Annotated in this window: 16 protein-coding genes; 11 read left to right on the top strand and 5 right to left on the bottom strand. The window is 67.5% G+C overall.

Annotated features, from left to right (window positions below; genetic code table 11):
- Window positions 1-29 precede the first annotated feature (29 nt).
- Together V6V88_RS05155 and V6V88_RS05150 are read left to right on the top strand one after the other, a co-directional pair.
- Entirely contained in the window at window positions 30-635 is a 606-nt protein-coding gene (locus V6V88_RS05155; protein WP_338618202.1) for a hypothetical protein, read from the top strand.
- Window positions 622-1,752, top strand: a complete 1,131-nt coding sequence (locus tag V6V88_RS05150) for a hypothetical protein (protein ID WP_280003804.1) — start codon at window positions 622-624, stop codon at window positions 1,750-1,752. Before V6V88_RS05155 ends, V6V88_RS05150 begins: the two co-directional genes overlap by 14 nt.
- Here the strand turns inward: V6V88_RS05150 and V6V88_RS05145 are convergent.
- Both V6V88_RS05145 and V6V88_RS05140 read right to left on the bottom strand, forming a co-directional pair.
- Window positions 1,749-3,839 (bottom strand): sodium:solute symporter family protein, encoded by a 2,091-nt coding sequence (locus tag V6V88_RS05145; protein WP_338618201.1) that lies wholly within the window; start codon window positions 3,837-3,839, stop codon window positions 1,749-1,751. The genes V6V88_RS05150 and V6V88_RS05145 overlap by 4 nt on opposite strands.
- Window positions 3,839-4,117, bottom strand: a complete 279-nt coding sequence (locus V6V88_RS05140; protein ID WP_056321343.1) for a sodium/substrate symporter small subunit — start codon at window positions 4,115-4,117, stop codon at window positions 3,839-3,841. The genes V6V88_RS05145 and V6V88_RS05140 overlap by 1 nt, the downstream gene beginning before the upstream one ends.
- Window positions 4,118-4,855: 738 nt before the next feature.
- On the opposite strand from V6V88_RS05140, the gene kdpF reads away from it, so the two are divergent.
- The 9 genes from kdpF (at window position 4,856) to V6V88_RS05095 (ending at window position 15,447) form a co-directional block, all read left to right on the top strand.
- The gene (gene kdpF / locus V6V88_RS05135; protein WP_056321339.1) at window positions 4,856-4,945 is read left to right on the top strand and encodes a K(+)-transporting ATPase subunit F; all 90 of its coding nucleotides are present in this window, start codon (window positions 4,856-4,858) and stop codon (window positions 4,943-4,945) included.
- Complete coding sequence (gene kdpA / locus V6V88_RS05130) at window positions 4,945-6,723, top strand: potassium-transporting ATPase subunit KdpA (protein ID WP_338618199.1); 1,779 nt, start codon at window positions 4,945-4,947, stop codon at window positions 6,721-6,723. The genes kdpF and kdpA overlap by 1 nt, the downstream gene beginning before the upstream one ends.
- A 22-nt stretch (window positions 6,724-6,745) precedes the next feature.
- The gene (gene kdpB / locus V6V88_RS05125; RefSeq protein WP_338618198.1) at window positions 6,746-8,968 is read left to right on the top strand and encodes a potassium-transporting ATPase subunit KdpB; all 2,223 of its coding nucleotides are present in this window, start codon (window positions 6,746-6,748) and stop codon (window positions 8,966-8,968) included.
- A 55-nt stretch (window positions 8,969-9,023) separates the two neighbouring features.
- Window positions 9,024-9,632: a potassium-transporting ATPase subunit KdpC gene (gene kdpC / locus V6V88_RS05120; protein WP_338618197.1), complete on the top strand. Its 609-nt coding sequence runs from the start codon at window positions 9,024-9,026 to the stop codon at window positions 9,630-9,632.
- A 51-nt stretch (window positions 9,633-9,683) separates the two neighbouring features.
- On the top strand, window positions 9,684-12,500 hold the full coding sequence (locus V6V88_RS05115) for a sensor histidine kinase KdpD (protein ID WP_338618196.1): 2,817 nt from the start codon (window positions 9,684-9,686) through the stop codon (window positions 12,498-12,500).
- Between the two features lie 8 nt (window positions 12,501-12,508).
- Entirely contained in the window at window positions 12,509-13,201 is a 693-nt protein-coding gene (gene kdpE, locus V6V88_RS05110; protein ID WP_062840395.1) for a two-component system response regulator KdpE, read from the top strand.
- Between the two features lie 116 nt (window positions 13,202-13,317).
- Window positions 13,318-14,079: a TorF family putative porin gene (locus V6V88_RS05105; RefSeq protein WP_062840394.1), complete on the top strand. Its 762-nt coding sequence runs from the start codon at window positions 13,318-13,320 to the stop codon at window positions 14,077-14,079.
- A gap of 141 nt (window positions 14,080-14,220) precedes the next feature.
- Window positions 14,221-14,544, top strand: a complete 324-nt coding sequence (locus tag V6V88_RS05100; RefSeq protein ID WP_223574420.1) for a hypothetical protein — start codon at window positions 14,221-14,223, stop codon at window positions 14,542-14,544.
- 3 nt (window positions 14,545-14,547) lie between these two features.
- Window positions 14,548-15,447, top strand: a complete 900-nt coding sequence (locus tag V6V88_RS05095) for a 4-hydroxy-tetrahydrodipicolinate synthase (protein WP_062840393.1) — start codon at window positions 14,548-14,550, stop codon at window positions 15,445-15,447.
- On the opposite strand, the gene V6V88_RS05090 is transcribed toward V6V88_RS05095, so the two are convergent.
- The 3 genes from V6V88_RS05090 to icd form a co-directional block, all read right to left on the bottom strand.
- Entirely contained in the window at window positions 15,410-16,966 is a 1,557-nt protein-coding gene (locus V6V88_RS05090) for a methyl-accepting chemotaxis protein (RefSeq protein ID WP_062840392.1), read from the bottom strand. The two genes, V6V88_RS05095 and V6V88_RS05090, sit on opposite strands and share 38 nt — an antisense overlap.
- A gap of 213 nt (window positions 16,967-17,179) precedes the next feature.
- A complete protein-coding gene (locus V6V88_RS05085) occupies window positions 17,180-18,439 on the bottom strand; it encodes an O-antigen ligase family protein (protein WP_062840391.1) in 1,260 nt (419 codons plus the stop codon).
- 153 nt (window positions 18,440-18,592) lie between these two features.
- Window positions 18,593-19,849, bottom strand: coding sequence for an NADP-dependent isocitrate dehydrogenase (gene icd, locus V6V88_RS05080; protein WP_056321319.1), 1,257 nt, complete (start codon window positions 19,847-19,849; stop codon window positions 18,593-18,595).
- Window positions 19,850-19,918 lie beyond the last annotated feature (69 nt).

Here is a 19,918-nt window from a genome sequence, read left to right as displayed (position 1 = left end):
TGGGGACGCGGGGCATCCTGGCGCAGACCTTGCTACGCGTCGCCCTTGCGGCAATCCTGTGCCTGGGTTGGCTGTTCGCCGCCTGCGCGTCAGCCCAGGGCTTTGACCGCACCGCCGAACTCAAGCGCTACCGGGCCTGGTACACGGTCTTCTCAGAGGACATGGACCGGCTGGCCGCGGCGTCCGGCCCGCTGACGGACGCGCAGTTCGATGCGCTGTTTGAAAAGTCGGTCGTGCCCGACTCACGCGCGGCCGGCTTCCTGCGTGAAACCTTCGCGCGTCGAACCGGCGATGGCACGTACCGCCCGCGATACGGCCCCCGCCCCGTATTCATGGGCGTGCTGGCCAGCGGCATTCCCGCGGGCCAGGGCGGCCGCTATCCAGAATCTGATGCCGCGTTCCAAGGCAAGGACCTGTCGGTCTGGTACCTGCATGTGGACGTGGGCGACATGACCAACACGTACCTGCTGTCGTCCGGCGCCTTCACCCCCTACCGGCTGCCGCCCGCGGGCACGTTCGAGCGCCGCGCCTACCCGTTCCTGCTGATGGACACCCGAGACGGGGCGTTGCGGCTGGGCGGCGTCAGCGCCGAACTCTGGGGCCTCGTTGCGTGGCTGCAAAATGCGGCGAACTAAGCCCGTGCTGCGCCTGTCCGCGATGGCGGCGATGTCCGCTGCGCCCGGCCTTGCTCTGGCCCTGTGCCAGCCGCTCGCCGCGAACGAACGTCTGACCGTTGTCGCCGACGTGCGGCTCGACGACACCCACACGCTGCTGGCCAAGGACGGCTCACGCATCCGCAGCTGGCAGCCGGCCGTCCAGGTGCCCGACGGACCGCGCGCCGTGCCGGTCATCTGGGCCGAAAACGTCGACTGGTCGGTCTATGCGGCCGATCCCGGCGCCCGCATCGGCGCCACGATGCTGCGTTTCGAGCAAGGCCAGGACGGCCGCCCGCATCTTTGCGGCATTGCTCAGTACAGCCCGAACACCGTGGACGAGGCCCGCGCCAAGCCCGGACCCGCCCTGCCGCCGCCAGAGAGCGAGACCCGCTTTCGCTACGACGCATCGGGCCGGCTGACCGGCTACGAGGTGCGGTCGCGCACCTGGGACGGCCGCGCGAACCGGCCCGTCCGGCGTTGCCTGCGCTATGACGCCAACGGCTGGCTCGCCGAATTGGCCGACGGTAGTTGCGACGGCGCCTCCCGTCCGCAGGTGCGCTATGTGCATGACGCGGCCGGCCGCCTGTTGCGGACCGTCCGCCACGCGCCTGAAACCGGTGACGCAAACGAGGTCATCGTGCATGACGCCGCAGGCGGGATCGCCCAGCGCTATCTGCGGCCGGTCCTGCAAAGCGAAGATGGGCGCGACGCGCAGGCGGGATTGCCATACCGCGCCGTCGCGGGCGAACACCCGGTTCTGGTGATGCCCGGCCCCGGCTGGCAGCCGCCCGCCCTGGAGTCCTACCACTACGACTGGGCCATCGTGCAGCCGCGCGGCGACGCCAGCGTTTACGAGGCCAAGCGCGATCCCAAGTCCGTGCTGGCCAGGGGAAACAGCGGCGAAAATGGACGCTTCGACATGAGCGCGGACGTCCGCCGGCGCGTGTGGGCGGCGGCGGGCCGCGCGCCTGGCGGCGTGCAGTGGTTGTGGGCGCCGGGGCAGGTGCTTACGCTGTTGCAGGCCATGCCCGGCACCGCGTGGGCCGCCTGCGCCGACCCCCAGGTCCGCCGGCCGGCAGCCTGCCCTGCTCCCTAGCTGTTGTCCGGCCGCGGATGCCGCGCGTCCGGGTTGCGCAGGTAGTCGACCAGCGCCAGCGTGGCCCGGTCGGGCGGCGGGGTCAGCAGCGACACCACGAAGATCGTCAGGAACGCCACCGGGGCGCCGAATACGCCCGCCGCGATGGGCTGGATGCCCCACCACAGGTCCACGGGCTGCGTGCGCGCGATGCCCAGCACCGATTCCCGCAGCCACGGGTGCGTGTGCGTCATGTAGGCAAACGTCACGGCCAGGCCTGCGGCCATCCCCAGCGTGGCGCCCCATTTGTTGGCGCGCCGCCAGAACACCCCCATGACGAGCGCCGGGAAGAACGACGAGGCCGCGAACGAAAACGCGGCCGACACCATGAACAGGATGTCCGCGGGTTTGCGGGCCGCGACCCACGCCGCGCCAAACGCGACCACCAGCAGCAGGATCTTGGACACCATCACCCGGCGCGCGGCCGACATGCGCGGCGACACGACCCGGTACCACATGTCGTGAGATAGCGAGTTGGACAGCGTCAGCAGCAATCCGTCGGCCGTGGACAGCGCCGCCGCCAGACCGCCGGCCGCGACCAGCCCGGAGATCACGTAGGGCAAGCCGCCGATTTCGGGCATGGCCAGCACCACCACATCCGCGCCCATGCTGATCTCGCTCAGCTGCACCACGCCGTCGCGGTTGATGTCGGTGACGTCGAGCAGGTTGGTGTCGACCGCGCTCCAGGCGTGCACCCAGTTGGGCAGACTGAGGAAGTTCGAGCCCACGACCTGGGTATAGATTTCGAACTTGACCAGCAGCGCCAGCGCGGGCGCCATGAAGTACAGCAGCAGGATGAACAGCAGCGACCAGCACACCGACTTGCGCGCCTCGATGACGGACGGCGTGGTGTATGAGCGCATCAGGATGTGCGGCATGCCCGCGGTGCCCAGCATCAGGCACAGCACCATCGCCAGGAAGTTGATGCGCATGTTGCTGCGTTCCTCGGGGTCCTTGGCCGGGAACGGTTCGGCGTGCGGCGTGGGCGGCGCGGCGCGGGCCTCGAAGGTCGCCTTGGCCTGCGACCACGTGGTGCGCGCATCGTCGACGGTCGGCGGGTAGGCGGCCAGTTCGCGTTCGGCCGACCGGATCTCGACCATGGGCGCGTCGCCCGCGTTCAATTGGGCCAGCCGGCTGCGCAGCTTGTCCTTTTCCAGCGTCCACGATTCGGGCAGCGTCTGCAGGCGGCGCGACATCTCGTCGGCGCGCTGCTGCCAGATCGTGCGCACCTCGATCTCGGACGGATCGTTCTGCAGGTAGACCTCTTTTTCGGTCACCTGCTGCAGCACGGCTCCGCCCGACAGTTGCGGCAACGGCATGTTGGTGTGCTTGACCGACAGCCAGATCACCGGCACGAGGTACGCGATGACCAGGATGATGTATTGCCCGACCTGCGTCCACGTGACCGCGCGCATGCCCCCCAGAAACGAACACACCAGCATGCCGCCCAGCGCAACGAAGATGCCCAGCTCGAATGAAATGCCCGTCATCCGCGTGGTGATGATGCCCACCCCGTAGATCTGGGCGACCAGATACGTGAACGAGCAGAGAACGGCGCAGAAGACCCCGGCCAGGCGCGGCAGGTTGCCGCCGTAACGGGCGCCCATGAAATCGGGAATGGTGTACTGGCCGAAGCGGCGCAGGTACGGCGCCAGCAGCATCGCCACCAGCACATACCCGCCCGTCCAGCCCATGATGTAGGCCAGGCCGCCATAGCCGGTCAGATACAGCGTGCCCGCCACGCCGATGAAGGACGCCACCGACATCCAGTCGGCCGCGGTCGCCATGCCGTTGTAGATGGCCGGCACGCGCCGGCCGGCGACGTAGTACTCCACCTGGTCGGAGGTGCGGCAGACAATGCCGATGCCGGCGTACAGGCTGACGGTGACCAGCAGGAACACATAGCCGATCCAGTTGCGCGGCATGCCCAGGATCTCGGCCAGCGCCATCAGCAGGATCATCAGCGCAAAGCCTGCCGTGTACAGCACATAGATGCGCCGCAGGCGGATGCGGAACTCCTGGGGGGTGTCTCCCGTGAAAAACGGCATCAGCGCGGCTCCCCGGTTTCGTCGGCGCGCTCATCGGCGCGATTCATGACCCGGGCGTAGACGGCGATGATGATCAGATAGGCCAGCGGGGCGCCATAGGCGGCCATCCAGAAGGCGAAGGGCCAGCCGATGAAGTCGAACGAGAGCCGGCGGGCGAAAAACGAGGGAATGAAGGTCAGCGCCGCCCAGATGGCGAGCAGCAGCAGGATCAGCCGCAGATTGCGGCGCCAGTAAGGCGTGACGGATGTCCGGGAGGGAGTAAGGCGCGTTTGCGGCATAGCGTGGATGAGCAGGTCCCATCTAAATATCGCCAAACGCAGCGCTTGAAAAGCCCTGAAGCTTGATTTGCCGGCTTTTTATGCGACAACGGCTGGCACTTCCTGGTGCCAGCCGTTGTGCGTTTGCTTTTTTTGAGTACTGCTTTACTTTTTTTATTTACCGGTGCCGCCGGTATTTGCCCATGCAGGGCTTTGTCTCCTCACCTGCATGGGAAGAGATTCTGCACCAGATGCGGGAATGCCACACTAGGGGAATGCCCTAAGACGGAGCATTCATTTACATATTCCATGCACCATATAAGTGCATTTTGGCCCCGCCGTTCTAAATATTGGGATTTTTGGCCAAATCAGTCCTGCGCACGGCCTAATTCTTGAGCACTGCTCAGTTCATGAGCATGGCCGATGGCGCCCGGCGTCCGAACCCGTGCACGCCAGGATGCCCGATTCCGGGCACGACAGCCACAAGCTTGCCAGCCGCTCTTTACACGGCGTTTACACCCCGCCCGCCAAGCTATACCCCGTTTTTACCCCCCCCTCCGTAACCTGCCGGTGTCTTCAATGGACACCTCGCCTGCCCGGCACGCATCCGCCTTTTGCCGCGCAGGCCTGTTCGAAGGGAGCAAGCCTCCCGGGGAGAAAAAACGTGGATCTCGTCTATATCGGGCTCTTTGCCGCGATGGCCGGGCTGACCTGGGCGCTCGTCCGGTTCTGCGACGCCTTGTCGGCCGGAGCGCAGTCATGAGCTGGCTCTACTGGCTAAGCGGCCTGACGGCCGCATTCCTGTTCGTGTACCTGCTGGTCGCGCTGTTCAAACCGGAGAAATTCTGATGACCCCCGAATTCGTCGGGCTGCTGGTCTTATACCTGGCAGTCCTCTTTGCGATTGCGCCCGTCCTGGGCCGCTACATCCGCGTCGCGATGGAAGACGGCCGTTCGCGGCTGACGGCCTGGGGACGGCCGCTCGAGCGCGGCATCTACCGGCTGGCGGGCATCGACCCCAAGGCGGAAATGGGCTGGAAACGCTATGCCGCCGCCGTGCTGTTCTTCAACCTGATCGGCATCGCCGCCGTCTATGCCCTGCAGCGCGTGCAGGGGCTGCTGCCGCTGAACCCCGCCGGCCTGGGCGCCGTGTCGCCCGATTCCGCCCTGAATACGGCCATCAGCTTCGTCTCGAACACCAACTGGCAGGGTTACGGGGGCGAGTCCACGATGAGCTACCTGACGCAGATGCTGGCGCTGACGGTGCAGAACTTCATGTCGGCGGCGACCGGCATCGCCGTGGTGTTTGCGCTGATCCGCGGGCTGGCCCGGCATTGCTCGGCCACCGTGGGCAATTTCTGGGCCGACATGGTCCGCTGCACGCTGTATGTGCTGTTGCCGCTGTCGCTCGTGCTGGCGCTCGCGCTGGTCAGTCAGGGCGTGATCCAGAACTTCAGCCCCTACCAGGCTGTGCAGACGGTCGAGACCGTGCATTACGAACAGCCCCGCGTGGACGCGCAAGGCCAGCCCGTGCTGGACGCAGCCGGCGCGCAGGTCACCGACCCGGCCACCACGCGCACGCAGACCATCGCCATGGGGCCGGTCGCGTCCCAGGAATCGATCAAGCTGCTGGGCACCAACGGCGGCGGCTTCTTCAACGCCAATTCGGCGCACCCCTTCGAGAACGCCACGCCGCTGTCGAACTTCCTGCAGATGCTTGCCATCCTGGCGATACCCGCCGCGCTGTGCTTTTCCTTTGGCGAGATGGTGGGCAGCCGGCGCCAGGGCATCGCCATCCTGGCCGCGATGACGGCGCTATTCGCCGTCTTTGCGCTTTCCACCGCCTATTTCGAGCAGCAGCCCAATCCCATGGCCGTCCAAGCCGGCGCCGCGACGTTCGGCGGCAACATGGAGGGCAAGGAAACGCGCTTCGGCATCGCGGCCACGTCGCTCTTTGCCACGGTCACCACGGCGGCGTCCTGCGGCGCGGTGAACGGCATGCACGATTCGTTCTCCGCGATGGGCGGCCTGTCGCCGATGCTGCTCATGCAGCTGGGCGAAGTCGTATTCGGCGGCGTGGGCTCGGGCCTGTACGGCATGCTGGCCTTTGCCATCCTGGGCGTCTTCATCGCCGGGCTGATGATCGGGCGCACCCCCGAATACCTGGGCAAGAAGATCGAGGCCTATGACATGAAGATGGTTTCCATCGTCATCCTGACCACGCCGCTGCTGGTGCTGGGCGGCACGGCGCTGGCCGTGTCCGTGGCGGCGGGCCAGGCCGGCGTGCTCAATCCCGGCATCCACGGATTCTCCGAGATCCTGTACGCGCTCTCGTCGGCCGGCAACAACAATGGCAGCGCCTTCGCGGGGCTGTCCGCCAACACGCCCTTCTACAACGTCCTGTTGGGCATCGCGATGTGGTTCGGCCGGTTCGCCGTGATCGTCGCGGTGCTGGCCATGGCCGGCTCGCTGGCGGCCAAGCGCCGGCTGCCCGCCGGCCCCGGCAGCATGCCGACCACCGGCCCGCTTTTCGTGACGCTCCTGATCGGCGCCGTGCTGCTGGTCGGCGCCCTTACCTATGTGCCCGCGCTGGCTCTCGGCCCGGTCGCGGAACACCTGCAACCCTGATGCAAGAAGGCTAGGAAAGAACATGGCCAAGATTGAAATGCAAACCATCGGATCTGACGGCAGTACAGCCGCCCGCGCGTCCGTGCCCGGCGAACCGGGTCAACAGAACGCGGGCAAGCAGAGCGCGGCGCGGACTGACGCGGCCCGACCTGACGCGGCCCGACCCTTTGGCCTCTGGTCGCGGGCGCTGGTGGGTCCCGCGCTTCTGGACAGCCTGCGCAAGCTGTCGCCCGCCGCGCAGGTCAAGAACCCCGTGATGTTCGTGGTCTACGTGTGCAGCCTGCTCACCACGGTCCTGTGGATCATGGCCCTCGGCGGCCAGGCCGAGGCGCCGGCGGGATTCATCCTGGGCATCGCCGTGTGGCTGTGGTTCACCGTGCTGTTCGCCAACTTCGCCGAGGCGCTGGCCGAAGGCCGGGGCAAGCAGCAGGCGGCCACGCTGCGCGGCCTGCGCGCCACCATCGACGCGCACTTGCTCAAGGGCTTTCGCGACGACGACGCGTTGGATGCGGACCCGGCGCACTGGCGCGGCCAGGCCGTCAACCAGCCATCGGGCCTGCTGCGCCGCGGCGATGTCGTGCTGGTCGAAGCCGGCGACACGGTGCCCGGCGACGGGCAGGTCATCGCCGGCGTGGCCTCCGTCGACGAAAGCGCCATCACGGGCGAGTCCGCGCCCGTCATCCGCGAGTCGGGCGGCGACTTCTCGTCCGTCACCGGCGGCACGCGCGTGCTGTCCGACTGGATCTTCGTGCGCATCGCCGCCGATCCCGGCGAGAGCTTCCTGGACCGCATGATCTCGATGGTCGAGGGCGCCCGGCGCCAGAAGACGCCCAACGAGCTGGCGCTGACCATCCTGCTGGTAGGACTGACCGTGGTGTTCCTGCTGGTCGTCGTCACGCTGATGCCCTTCTCGCTCTACGCCGTCGCGGCGGCGGGCGGCGGCGCGGCGGTCACGGTGACCGTGCTGGTGGCGTTGCTGGTCTGCCTGATACCCACGACCATCGGCGGCCTGCTGTCGGCCATCGGCGTGGCGGGCATGAGCCGCATGATGAGCGCCAACGTGATCGCAACGTCCGGCCGCGCGGTCGAAGCCGCGGGCGACGTCGACGTGCTGCTTCTGGACAAGACCGGCACCATCACCTTCGGCAACCGCCAGGCGTCCACCTTCCTGCCGGCGCCCGGCGTGTCCGCGCGAGAACTTGCGGATGCCGCGCGCCTGGCCTCGCTGGCCGACGAGACGCCGGAAGGCCGCAGCATCGTGGCCTTGGCGGATAAGGCCATCCATGCGCCCGCGCCGCGCATCGCGGGCATCGAGTTCGTGCCATTCACCGCGCAATCGCGCATGAGCGGCGCGGACCTCGGCGAGCGCAGGATCCGCAAGGGCGCGGTCGACGCGATCCAGGCCTGGCTGGCCGCGCAGGACGCCACGGTGCCCGCCGAGGCGCTGCGCCTGGCCGAAGACGTGGCGCGGCGCGGCAGCACGCCGCTGATGGTCAGCGACGGCAACCGCGCATTGGGGGTGGTCGAGCTCAAGGACATCGTCAAGCCCGGCATCCAGTCGCGCTTTGCCGAGCTGCGCCGCATGGGCATCAAGACCGTGATGATCACCGGCGACAACAAGCTGACGGCCGCCTCCATCGCGGCGGAGGCTGGCGTCGACGACTTCCTGGCGGAAGCCACGCCCGAGGCCAAGCTCAAGCTCATCCGCGACTACCAGTCGCAGGGCCGGCTGGTCGCCATGACGGGCGACGGCACCAACGACGCGCCCGCGCTGGCGCAGGCCGATGTGGCGGTGGCGATGAATTCGGGGACCCAGGCCGCCAAGGAAGCCGGCAACATGGTGGACCTGGATTCCAACCCGACCAAGCTCATCGAGATCGTCGAAATCGGCAAGCAGATGCTGATGACGCGCGGCGCGCTCACCACGTTCAGCGTGGCCAACGACGTGGCCAAGTACTTCGCCATCATCCCGGCCGCCTTCGCCACCGTCTATCCGCAGCTTGGCGTGCTGAACATCATGGGCCTGGCGACGCCGTCCTCAGCCATCCTGTCGGCCGTGATCTTCAACGCGCTGATCATCGTGGTGCTGATCCCGCTGGCCTTGAAGGGCGTGCGCTACCGCCCGCTGGGCGCCTCGGTGCTCCTGCGCCGCAACCTTCTCATCTATGGCCTGGGCGGGCTCATCGTGCCGTTTGCCGGCATCAAGCTCATCGACATGGTGTTGGCCGCGCTGGGCTGGGCGTGACGGCCGTCGTCATCCCTGCCACTGCCTTGCAAGCCTCCACGCAAAGGAATTCCTCATGACCACCGCAACTTCCGCGCCGCGCCAAGGCGGCATCCTGCGCCCCGCGCTGACCGTCTTCGCCGCGCTGTCGCTCATCACCGGCCTGGCCTATCCGTTTCTGACCACCGGCATCGCGTCGGCCGTATTCCCCCGCCAGGCCGCCGGCTCGCTGATTGAGCAGGACGGCAAGGTGGCCGGATCCGCGTTGATCGGCCAATTTTTCACCTCGCCGCAATACTTCTGGGGCCGCCCGTCGGCCACGGCGCCCATGCCCTACAACGCGGCGGCCTCCGGCGGCTCCAATCTTGGCCCGCGCAACCCGGCGCTGGCCGAGGCCGTCCAGGCGCGCATCGCCGCGTTGAAGGCGGCCGATCCGGACAACGCCGCGCCGGTCCCGGCCGACCTGGTCACCGCCTCGGGCAGCGGGCTGGACCCGCACATCAGTCCGGCCGCCGCGGCCTATCAGGCGGACCGGGTGGCGCGGGTCCGCAATCTGCCGCGCAGCGAGGTCGATGCGCTGATTCAGGCCCACACCGCCACGCCCTGGCTGGGCGTGCAGGGCAGCCCCGCGGTCAACGTGCTGACGCTGAACTTGGCGCTGGACAAGCTGCGCGGGCCGCGCTGATGGCGCGGCGTATAGTATTGCCAGCCGTTTCCTCCCCTTCCTTGCGCGTTCATGGCTGACATCGCTGGCGAGCGTCCCGATCCGGACGCGCTCTTGAAAACCCTGGACGCCGCCGAGCGGCAGGCGGTGCGCGGCAAGCTGCGCGTGTATTTCGGGTCGTCGGCCGGCGTGGGCAAGACCTACGCCATGCTGGCGGCGGCGCGCGCGCAGGCCGCACAGGGCACGGACGTGCTTGCGGGCATCGTCGAAACCCACGGCCGCCGCGAGACCGCGACGCTGCTCGATGGCCTGCCGGTCATGCCGCTTCGGGACGTTGCCTACCGCGGCCACGTGCTCAAGGAATTCGACCTGGACGGCGCGTTGCGACGCCGTCCGGCGCTGGTGCTGGTCGACGAACTGGCCCACTCCAACGCCCCCGGCTCGCGCCACGCCAAGCGGTGGCAGGACATCCAGGAGCTGCTCGCGGCCGGCATCGACGTCTGGACCACGCTGAACGTGCAGCACCTGGACAGCCTGAACGAAGCCGTGGGCAGCATCACCGGCGTGCGCGTCTGGGAAACGGTGCCCGACGACGTGTTCGACGCGGCCGACGAGGTCATGCTGGTCGACCTGTCGGCCGACGAACTGCTGCGCCGCTTGAAGGAAGGCAAGGTCTACCTGCCCGAACAGGCGCGGCACGCCTCCCGCAATTTCTTTCGCAAGGGCAATCTGATCGCGTTGCGCGAGCTGGCGCTGCGGCGCACGGCCGAGCACGTGGACGACGATGTGCAGGCCTACCGCCGCGACCGCGCCATCGAGTCCGTGTGGCGCACGCGCGAAGCCATCGTGGCCTGCATCGGGTCCGACGCCGACGCCGAGTATGTCATCCGCAGCGCCCATCGCATGAGCCAGCAGCTCGATTGCGATCTGCATGTCGTCACCATCGACACGCCGCGCGCCGCGCCGCCCGCCGCCGCCGAAACCGAGCGCCTGCAGCACGGCCTGGCGCTCGCCGACGCGCTGGGCGCGCGCACCGAGACGCTGGCCGGCGGCGACATGGTCGACGCCGTCGTGCGTTATGTCCGCCGCCACAACATCACCAAGGTGATCGTGGGCCGCACCCGCGCCGGCGGATGGCAGCGCCTGCGCCTGTCGCTGACGGCGTTGCTGACCGCCGGCATGTCGCACGGTTGGCTGTGGCGGCGCCACAGCTTCGCCGACCAGCTCGCCGCCGGGTGCCCGGAGATCGACATCATCCGGCTGGGCGCGCCGCCCGTGCCCCAGCACGCACCCGCCAAACGCGACCCGCTCACGCTGGGCCGCCGCGCGCGCGCAGCCGACGACGAACGCGCCGCCCGGCCACTGGCGGGGTACGTGTGGGCGCTGTGCTACTGCGCCGTGGCCACGGCGCTGTCCTCACTCGTCTTCCCCGCGCTGCACCAGACCAACATCGTCATGCTGTTCCTGCTGGCGGTGGCCGCCGTCGCACTGCGGCACGGACGCGGGCCAGCCGCGCTCGCGTCGGTCGTCAGCGTCGGGCTGTTTGACTTCTTCTTCGTGCAGCCCCTGTCTTCGTTCGCCGTGTCGGACGTGCAGTACCTGCTGACCTTCGGCGTGCTGCTTGGCGTGGGCTTGCTGATCGGCCAGCTTACCGCCGGCCTGCGCTTGCAGGCGCAGGCGTCGGTCAAGCGCGAGGCCGACGCGCGCAGCCTCTACGAATTCGCGCGCGAACTGTCCTCCGCCCTGCTGCCCGAACAGATCGTCGCGCTGGCCGGCTCGTTCGTGCATGCCACCTTTGGCGCGCGTTGCGCGCTTTACATCCTGGGCCTGGACGACCGCCTGAAATTGGCGGTGCCCGCCGACAGCGACATGTCCGCGCCCGAATCGGCGCTGGCGCAGTGGGTGTACGACCACGGCCAGCCTGCGGGCGCCGGCACCGCCACCCTGTCCAACAGCGGGTTGCTGTACCTGCCGCTGAAGGCGCCGATGCGCACCCGCGGCGTGCTGGTGCTGGACGCGCCCCGCCGCAGCCTATACGGCAATCCGGACACGCGCCGCCAGGTCGAGGCCTACGCCACCCTGATCGCCATTGCGCTCGAACGCCTGCACTATGTCGAGGTTGCGCAGCAGGCCGTGGTCAGCATGGAATCCGAAAAACTGCGCAACTCGCTGCTGGCCGCGGTTTCGCACGACCTGCGCACGCCGCTCACCAGCCTGGTGGGCATGACCGACACGCTGATGCGCGAGCGGCAGGCGCTGCCCGCTGGCGTGCAGGACACGGTGCGCGCCATGCGCGATCAGGCGCAGCGCATGCACGCGCTGGTGGTCAACCTGCTGGACATGGCGCGGCTGCAAAGCCGCGATACGCCGCTGCGCCTGGAATGGCAATCCATCGAAGAGCTGGTCGGCGCCGCGCTGGCGGCCATGCGCGAACCGCTGGCCGGCCGCGAGGTCCTGGTCGCGCCGCTGTCGGCGCTGCCGCTGGTGGAATGCGATGGCGTGCTGATCGAACGCGTGCTGTGCAATCTGCTGGAGAACGCGGCCAAATACACGCCCGCCGGCAGCACGCTGCGCATTCACGCCGTCGTGCACGAGGCCGAAACGCCGGGACCCGAAGCGCACGGGCGCGAAATGCGCGTGGCCATCGCCGACAACGGCCCGGGCGTGGCGCCCGGCGCCGAGCGCCGCATCTTCGAAAAATTCACGCGCGGCGAGCGCGAGTCCGCCACGCCTGGCGTCGGCCTGGGACTGGCGGTGTGCGAAGCCATCGTCGCCGCCCACCACGGCCGCATCTGGGTCGAACACGCGCCCGGCCAGGCCAGCGGCGCGCAATTCGTCTTCAGCCTGCCGCTGGGCGTCCCGCCCGAGATCCAACCCGAAACCGCCTGAGTACCCCCATGTTCGATTTCCAGCCCATAGTCCTCATCATCGAAGACGACGCCAACATCCGGCGGTTCGTGCGCCAGGCCCTGGAAAGCGAAGGCTGCGTGGTGCACGAAGCCGACACCGTCAAACGCGGGCTGATCGAGGCGGGCACCCGCCAGCCCGACGCGATCGTGCTGGACCTGGGCCTGCCCGACGAGGACGGCATGACGCTCATCCGCGAGCTGCGCGGCTGGACCGAAGTGCCGGTGCTGGTGCTGTCCGCGCGCAGCGCAGAAGCCGACAAGGTCGCGGCGCTGGACGCGGGCGCCGACGACTACCTTGCCAAGCCTTTCGGCGTCAGTGAACTGCTGGCGCGTTTGCGCGTGCTGCTGCGCAGGCATGGGCGGGGCGGCGCGGGCAATGCAGCCGAGATCGCGTTTGGCGACGTGCGCGTGGACTTCTCGCGGCGCGTGGTCGAACGCGCCGGCCAGCACGTGCACCTGACCGCGATGGAATACCGCCTGCTGGCGGCGCTGCTGGCCCATCGGGGCAAGGTCATGACCCACCGCGAACTGCTGCGGCAGGTATGGGGGCCGTCTCATGTCGAGAGCAATCACTACCTGCGGATCTACATGGGCCATCTGCGCCAGAAGCTCGAGGCCGATCCGGCGCAGCCCGTGTTCCTGATGACCGAGATCGGCGTGGGCTACCGCTTCGCGGGCTGATCTTTCGCGCGCACCGCCGTTTTGATGCGCGCTTTACGCGCATGGCGCGAGTCTTGTCTCGCGCTTTATGCCGGTCCTCCTATTGTTGCGGTCCGCTCAACACCAGGAGGCTTTCCATGCCCCGCAACACCCTTGCCGCAGTGGCGCTGCTTTCCCTCGTTCCCCTGGCGCAAGCCGCCGACGCCCCCGTGGCCGCCGATGCCGTGTCGCCGTATTCCCTGACGGCCAACGTCACGCTCGCCAGTCAGTACCGCTATCGCGGTCTCATGCAGACCAACAACCAGCCCGCCATCCAAGGCGGCTTCGACCTCGCGCACGCCAGCGGCTTTTACCTGGGCAACTGGAACTCCAGCATCAGCTGGCTGAACGACAGCAACAGCGACGTCTCCGCGCCGGTGGAAATGGACTTCTACGGCGGCTACAAGGGAAATCTGACGAACAGCGTGCCCGTGGACCTGGGCGTGCTGCAGTATTACTACCCGGGCGACTATCCGTCCGGCTTCACCAGCCCCGACACCACCGAACTCTACGCCGGCATCGGCTACGGCCCGGTGATGTTCAAGTACTCCTTCGCGCTGACCAACCTGTTCGGCTTTGCCGACAGCAAGTACAGCCAGTACTTCGATCTGTCGGGCAACTTCGACACCGGCATCTGGGGCCTCGTCATCAACGCCCATGCGGGCCGCCAGATCGTGCGCAACGTCGACAACGGGTCCTATACCGACTGGAAGCTGGGCCTGACCAAGGACTTCGGCCAGGGCCTGTCCGTCTCGCTGGCCTATCTGGACACCAACGCCGACCGCGCCGTCTACACCAATACCCGGGGTCGCGACATGGGCCGCGCCACCGGTCTCCTATCGGTGACCAAGACGTTCTGACCGGCGCCTGCCGTTGACGCGGTTTTTACGCGGCACACGCGCATTTATCGGCAGGTTTTACGGCGCGATTCCTATAGTGGAATCGTCATCAACCCACCGGATACGCGGGACGCCCTCAACGGCCCCCGCCCTCAAACCGCCATGATTCCCCGACCGCGCCTTCGCCAGGTTCCGATAGCCGCCGCCGTCGCCTCGCCCGCGCCGCAACCGCAATGCCGCCTGATCTCGCTGACCGTGCGCATCGATACGCTGGACGCGCTGAACGTGCGGCTGGTCCTGCACCGCGCATTGGGCGACCGCATTGGCGTCTACCTGCTGTCGGTGGACCACGCGCACGCCCAAAGCACGTTGGAACTGCAATGCGAATGCGGCGAACTGGACGCCATGATGTCCGCGGTCATGCGCGGTCTGCCCAGTGCGGAATTCGGGCCGGCGCGCCCGGCGACTGCCGTCACGGAGCGCTGAGCCATGCACCCCAGCGCCAAACCCATGTTCGAGGGCCTGTGGCTGCCGATGGTGACGCCCATGCGGGGTGGCCGCGTCGATCTGGACGCCGCGCAGGCGTTGGCCCGCTATTACCGCAACGCCGGCATCGCCGGCCTGGTGCTCTTTGGCTCCACCGGCGAGGGCAACCTCTTGAGCATGCCGGAGAAGATCGAGATGATCGAGGCCATCAACAGCGACGCGCACGCGCTGCCGATGGTCCTGGGCGTGGGCGGCGTCGATACCCGGGGCGTCGCCACGGCGGTGCGCCGGCTGGACCGCTACGCTCCGGTCGGCTACCTGGTCCCGCCGCCGTATTACCTGGGTCCGTCGCAGGCCGGAATTCTGTGGCACTACCGGCAGATCGCGTGGGCCACCGAGCGTCCCATCATCCTGTACAACATCCCCAAGCGCGCGGGCGTCGCCATGACGGTCGAAACCATGGAGGCGCTGGCGGTGCTGCCCAACTTCGGCGCGGTGAAGGAATGCAATCCGGCCGTGCTGGCCGCCTTGAATGCGCGGGGCCGGCTGAACGCCTTATGCGGCGAGGACCTGGCTTTGCTGGACCACTTTTTGGCGGGCGGACGCGGCGCCATTCCCGCGGCCGCGCACCTTTATCCGGAGCGCTTTGTCGCGCTGATGGCGCTGGCACAGGCAGGCGAAGCGCAGGCCGCGCGCGAATGCTTCGACCCCTTGCGCCCCCTGATCCGGCTGCTGTTCAGCGAGCCCAATCCCGCGCCGGTCAAGCGCGCGCTGGCCATGCAGGGCCTCATCGCCGACGAGCTGCGCCTGCCCATGATGCCCGCCAGCCGCGAGCTGAGCGCGCGGCTGCGGCGCGCCCTGGACCTCATCCCGGCATCGGCTGACCGGTTGCAGACAGCCTGAAGATCGACACGGCGCGCGCCAGGTCGCCCGCCTGTCCGTGCAGCGTGGCGGCCGAGGCCGCGAACTCCTGCACCAGTGCGGCATTCTGCTGGGTGGCGCCGTCCAGATGCGTCACGGTCACGTTGATCTGCTCGATGCCCGCGCTTTGCTCGCCGGACGCCGTGGCGATTTCGCTCATCAGCGGCGCGCTGGTGGCCGCCGATTCCAGCACGCTGCCCATGGTGGCGCTTGCCTGCTCCACGCGTTGGCTGCCGCGCGCCACGGATGCGGACGAGGCCTCGATCAGCGTCTTGATCTCTTTGGCGGCCGTGGCCGAGCGCTGGGCCAAGGCCCGGACTTCGCCTGCCACCACGGCAAAGCCGCGGCCCTGCTCTCCAGCGCGCGCGGCTTCGACGGCAGCGTTCAGCGCCAGGATATTGGTCTGGAACGCGATCTCGTCGATCAACCGGATGATCTCGTCGATGCGCTGCGAACTGTGCGAGATCTCGCGCATGGCATCGATGGCGTGCTGCGTCTCGTCGCTGCCCTGCCGGGCCAGGCGCGCGGCCTCGGCGGCCAACGCGCTGACCTCGCGCACGTGCTCGGCGCTTTGCCGGGCCGTGGCGGTGATCTCTTCCACGCTGGCCGCAGTCTGCTCCAAGGCGGCCGCCTGCTGTTCCGTGCGGTCCGACAGGTCCACGCTGCCCGCGGCGATCTGGCGCGAGGCGGCCGCAATGGACGCGGTGGAATGCACGATGGTGCGCACCGCCGCGTCCAGCCGCTGCTGCATCCGCGCCATTGCGCCGAACAGCCGGCCGATTTCGCCGCGATGATGGTGCGAGATGGCGCTGGACAGGTCCCCATTGGCCACCCGCTCGCACACGGCCACCGCCTCATCGAGCGGCCGCAGGATATGCGTGCTGAAAAAGCGCAGCGCCGCCGTCAGCACCAGAGCCAGCAACACCAGCGTCACGCTGCCCTGCCGCCATAGCGTGCCGTAGAACGCCGCGTCGACGTCGTCGACATACAGGCCCGTGAACATCAGCCAGCCCCATTCCGGGTCGTAGGCTGCGTAGGTCAGCTTGGGCAGCGGATCCTCGGCGCCCGGCCGCGGGAACAGGTAGCGCACGTAGCCGCCGCCCGCCTTGCCTTGCGCGTAAAGGTTCTCAAAGAGGGGCTGCCCGTCGCTGTCGCGCGTGGCGCGCACGTTCGTGCCCACCCGCTTCGCGTCGGGATGCACCAATAGATCGTAGTCGTCGCCAAACGCGCCCACATAACCATCTGCGCCGTACCGCATTGCCGACAGCTGGCGCGCCACGTCGCGCTTGGCCTCGGCCAGCGGCACGCCTTCCTGCACGCGCCGCTTGCCCCCGCTGACGACGCCCGCAGCCATGTCGATCACGTGGCGAAGCTCCGTCTTGCGGTCCTCCATCATCTCGGCGCGCCGCTGCCAGGCGTCCCACACGCCCAGCGCCAGGACGGCGGCGCCAATGGCAAACACGAACCACAACAGTTCCCTGCGCAAGCTGGAATGACTCATCGACTCTCTTCTGCATGACCGCGACTCGAAACAAAAATCAGCGGATTGTCACTTTTTATGTAGACCGACCGACGAGCATACTATTTCAAACTTCGTTTGAATTCGATTTGACTAGTCACTTTGATCTAGCTCAATTTCCACAAAAAAAAACGCAAGGCGACTCGCGCCTTGCGTTCTTCTTCAACCCGGCCGGCGGGACGATGCCCGCGTGCCCTAGCCCCCGGGCGGGGCGACGCGCTGCGGCCGCGGCGTCGTCAGGGCAATCAGCGCCACCATGATGAGCGCATAGGTGGGCACGCTGCGCATATTGCGGAACATCATCTCGGTCATGCTGAACGCGCAGTAGCTCAGGCAGAACAAGAGCCCCATCTGCGCGCCCACCCGGATGACCCGGTCGTCGCTGGCCAGGCGCCGGAAGAACACGCCCGCCGGCACCAGATACAGCGCCAGCATGCTCAACAGACCCAGCAGGCCGTATCCCGCCATGGCGGCCAGCAGGTCGTTGTGCGGCTCGCCAAATCCATCAACCACTTCCTGCGTCACGATGCCCTGCTTCTGCAGCTCGCGCAGTTCCTCGCGGAACCGGCTGGGGCCGATGCCCACGATCGGGCTCTTTTCGAACATCAGGAACGAGGCATGCCACAGCTGCAGCCGGATGCCGAACGACGTATCGCGGTTGGCCGACGTGGAAAAGCCCTGAACGTCGTGGGTGATCTGTTGCATGCGGCTGCTGAAGGTCCAGATGGCCGCCGCGCTGGCGACCAGCGCCACGCAGACAGCCAGCGCGCAGTACACCTTGTGGCGCCGGCGCCAGTTGCGCAGGCCCAGCAGGAAGACCAGGCCCAGAATGGGCAACAGCATCCAGCTGCTCCGGGTCTCGGACAGCCAGGTCGCGACCACGGCCAGCGCCACGGCCACCAGCTTGACCGCCGTTTCCAGGCGCGGCCAGCGCGAGCCCGGCCCCCAGCCCAGCGACAGCAACGTCATGCCGCCCAGCAGCAGCACCATGTTGGCAAAGGCCACGGCGTTGTAGCGTCCGCCCACCTCGACCACCGCGCCGCGGCCGCCCGAGAGCATCGTCACGATCAAGAGGATGGACCCGGCCAGCGCACCGGCCAGGATGGTCCATTCGATATGGCGAAGCAGACGTTGCGGCGCGCGCAGCAGCAACCACAGGACGGGAAGCGCCAAGGCAAACCGAAGCAGTTTCTCAAGTTCGGAACTGCTCCACATGCCTTTCACGGCCGAGGTGATCAGCAGACAGGCCAGCGGCGACAGCAGCGCCAGGGAAAGGGGCCAGAGCGCGCGGAAATCCATGGGCTCGTAGCGCTTGACGGCGTTCATGGTGATCGCGGTCAGGGCGATCAAGGCACTCAGATACAGAACGGCGGGGCCGCCCACGGGGCTGGTCAGCGCCAGGGCGGGCATCAGCAGCACCAGCCAGGCGGCCAGGGTTACATACAGTCGGGGCACAACAATCAACCTGAATAGAACAAAGCACGCACGATGCGCGTCATGCCGGTGGTTAGAGAAAACCCGCCGGCCATGATGGCGGGCGGGTTTGGCGAAAGAGCGGGAGCCGGGCCATGCACGGCAGACAGCGTTGCGGCAGGCCCTTTTCGCGGCTTACATGTTTTCGATCATCACCTGGCCAAAGCCGGAGCAGGACACCTGCGTCGCGCCTTCGAGCAGACGGGCAAAGTCGTATGTGACCTTCTTGGACTGGATCGACTTTTCCATGCTGGAGATGATCAGGTCCGCCGCTTCGGTCCAGCCCATGTGGCGCAGCATCATTTCGGCGGACAGGATTTCGGAACCGGGGTTCACGTAGTCCTTGCCGGCATACTTGGGCGCCGTGCCGTGGGTGGCCTCGAACATGGCCACGGAATCGGACATGTTGGCGCCCGGGGCAATGCCGATGCCGCCCACTTGCGCGGCCAGCGCGTCCGAAATGTAGTCGCCGTTCAGGTTCAGGGTGGCGATGACGTCGTATTCCGCGGGACGCAGCAGGATCTGCTGCAGGAACGCGTCGGCAATCACGTCCTTGACGATGATCTCGCGGCCGGTCTTGGGATTCTTGAACTTGCACCACGGGCCGCCGTCGATCAGCTGCGCGCCGAACTCCTTCTGCAGGAGCTCGTAGCCCCAATCGCGGAAGCCGCCTTCGGTGAACTTCATGATGTTGCCCTTGTGCACCAGCGTCAGCGACGTGCGGTCGTTGTCGATGACGTACTGGGCCGCCTTGCGCACCAGGCGCTCGGTGCCTTCACGCGACACCGGCTTGATGCCGATGGACGAGGTGTTCGGGAAACGGATCTTCTTGACGCCGAGCTTGGTCTGCAGGAACTGGATCAGTTCCTTGGCCTGCTCGCTTTCGGCCATGTATTCGATGCCGGCATAGATGTCTTCCGAGTTCTCGCGGAAGATCACCATGTTGGTCTTTTCGGGCTCGCGCACCGGGGACGGCACGCCCTTGAAGTACGCCACGGGGCGCAGGCACACGTACAGGTCCAGCTGCTGGCGCAGGGCCACGTTCAGCGACCGGATGCCGCCGCCGACCGGGGTGGTCAGCGGGCCCTTGATGGAAACCACGTAGTCTTTGACGACTTCCAGGGTTTCGTCGGGCAGCCACACGTCCGGGCCGTAGACCTTGGTGGCCTTTTCGCCGGCGTAGACCTCCATCCAATGGATCTTGCGCTTGCCGCCATACGCCTTCTGCACTGCCGCGTCGACGACCTTGATCATGACGGGGGTGATGTCGGCGCCCGTGCCGTCGCCTTCGATGAAGGGGATGACGGGCTGGTCAGGCACATTCAGCGAGAAATCGGCGTTGACCGTGATTTTCTGGCCGCCGGCGGGAACCTTGATATGTTGGTAGGACATGAATGCTCCATTTGCTCCGGGTGGTTTTTCTGCACGCGCCAGGATCGGACAACGTCCGATTCCGCGGGT

Source organism: Achromobacter sp. E1 (assembly GCF_037039475.1).
Lineage (GTDB): Bacteria > Pseudomonadota > Gammaproteobacteria > Burkholderiales > Burkholderiaceae_B > Achromobacter > Achromobacter mucicolens.
The sequence above is the reverse complement of the archived record's forward strand: the minus strand, read 5'-3'. Positions and strand labels throughout refer to the sequence as shown.

Coding starts and splice junctions, on each gene's coding strand:
- V6V88_RS05150 (WP_280003804.1), top strand. CDS start 622: ATGCGGCGAACTAAGCCCGTGCTGCGCCTGTCCGCGATGGCGGCGATG.
- kdpA (WP_338618199.1), top strand. CDS start 4,945: ATGACCCCCGAATTCGTCGGGCTGCTGGTCTTATACCTGGCAGTCCTC.
- kdpB (WP_338618198.1), top strand. CDS start 6,746: ATGGCCAAGATTGAAATGCAAACCATCGGATCTGACGGCAGTACAGCC.
- kdpF (WP_056321339.1), top strand. CDS start 4,856: ATGAGCTGGCTCTACTGGCTAAGCGGCCTGACGGCCGCATTCCTGTTC.
- V6V88_RS05105 (WP_062840394.1), top strand. CDS start 13,318: ATGCCCCGCAACACCCTTGCCGCAGTGGCGCTGCTTTCCCTCGTTCCC.
- V6V88_RS05115 (WP_338618196.1), top strand. CDS start 9,684: ATGGCTGACATCGCTGGCGAGCGTCCCGATCCGGACGCGCTCTTGAAA.
- kdpC (WP_338618197.1), top strand. CDS start 9,024: ATGACCACCGCAACTTCCGCGCCGCGCCAAGGCGGCATCCTGCGCCCC.
- V6V88_RS05100 (WP_223574420.1), top strand. CDS start 14,221: ATGATTCCCCGACCGCGCCTTCGCCAGGTTCCGATAGCCGCCGCCGTC.
- icd (WP_056321319.1), bottom strand. CDS start 19,849: ATGTCCTACCAACATATCAAGGTTCCCGCCGGCGGCCAGAAAATCACG.
- V6V88_RS05140 (WP_056321343.1), bottom strand. CDS start 4,117: ATGCCGCAAACGCGCCTTACTCCCTCCCGGACATCCGTCACGCCTTAC.
- kdpE (WP_062840395.1), top strand. CDS start 12,509: ATGTTCGATTTCCAGCCCATAGTCCTCATCATCGAAGACGACGCCAAC.
- V6V88_RS05145 (WP_338618201.1), bottom strand. CDS start 3,839: ATGCCGTTTTTCACGGGAGACACCCCCCAGGAGTTCCGCATCCGCCTG.
- V6V88_RS05090 (WP_062840392.1), bottom strand. CDS start 16,966: ATGAGTCATTCCAGCTTGCGCAGGGAACTGTTGTGGTTCGTGTTTGCC.
- V6V88_RS05095 (WP_062840393.1), top strand. CDS start 14,548: ATGCACCCCAGCGCCAAACCCATGTTCGAGGGCCTGTGGCTGCCGATG.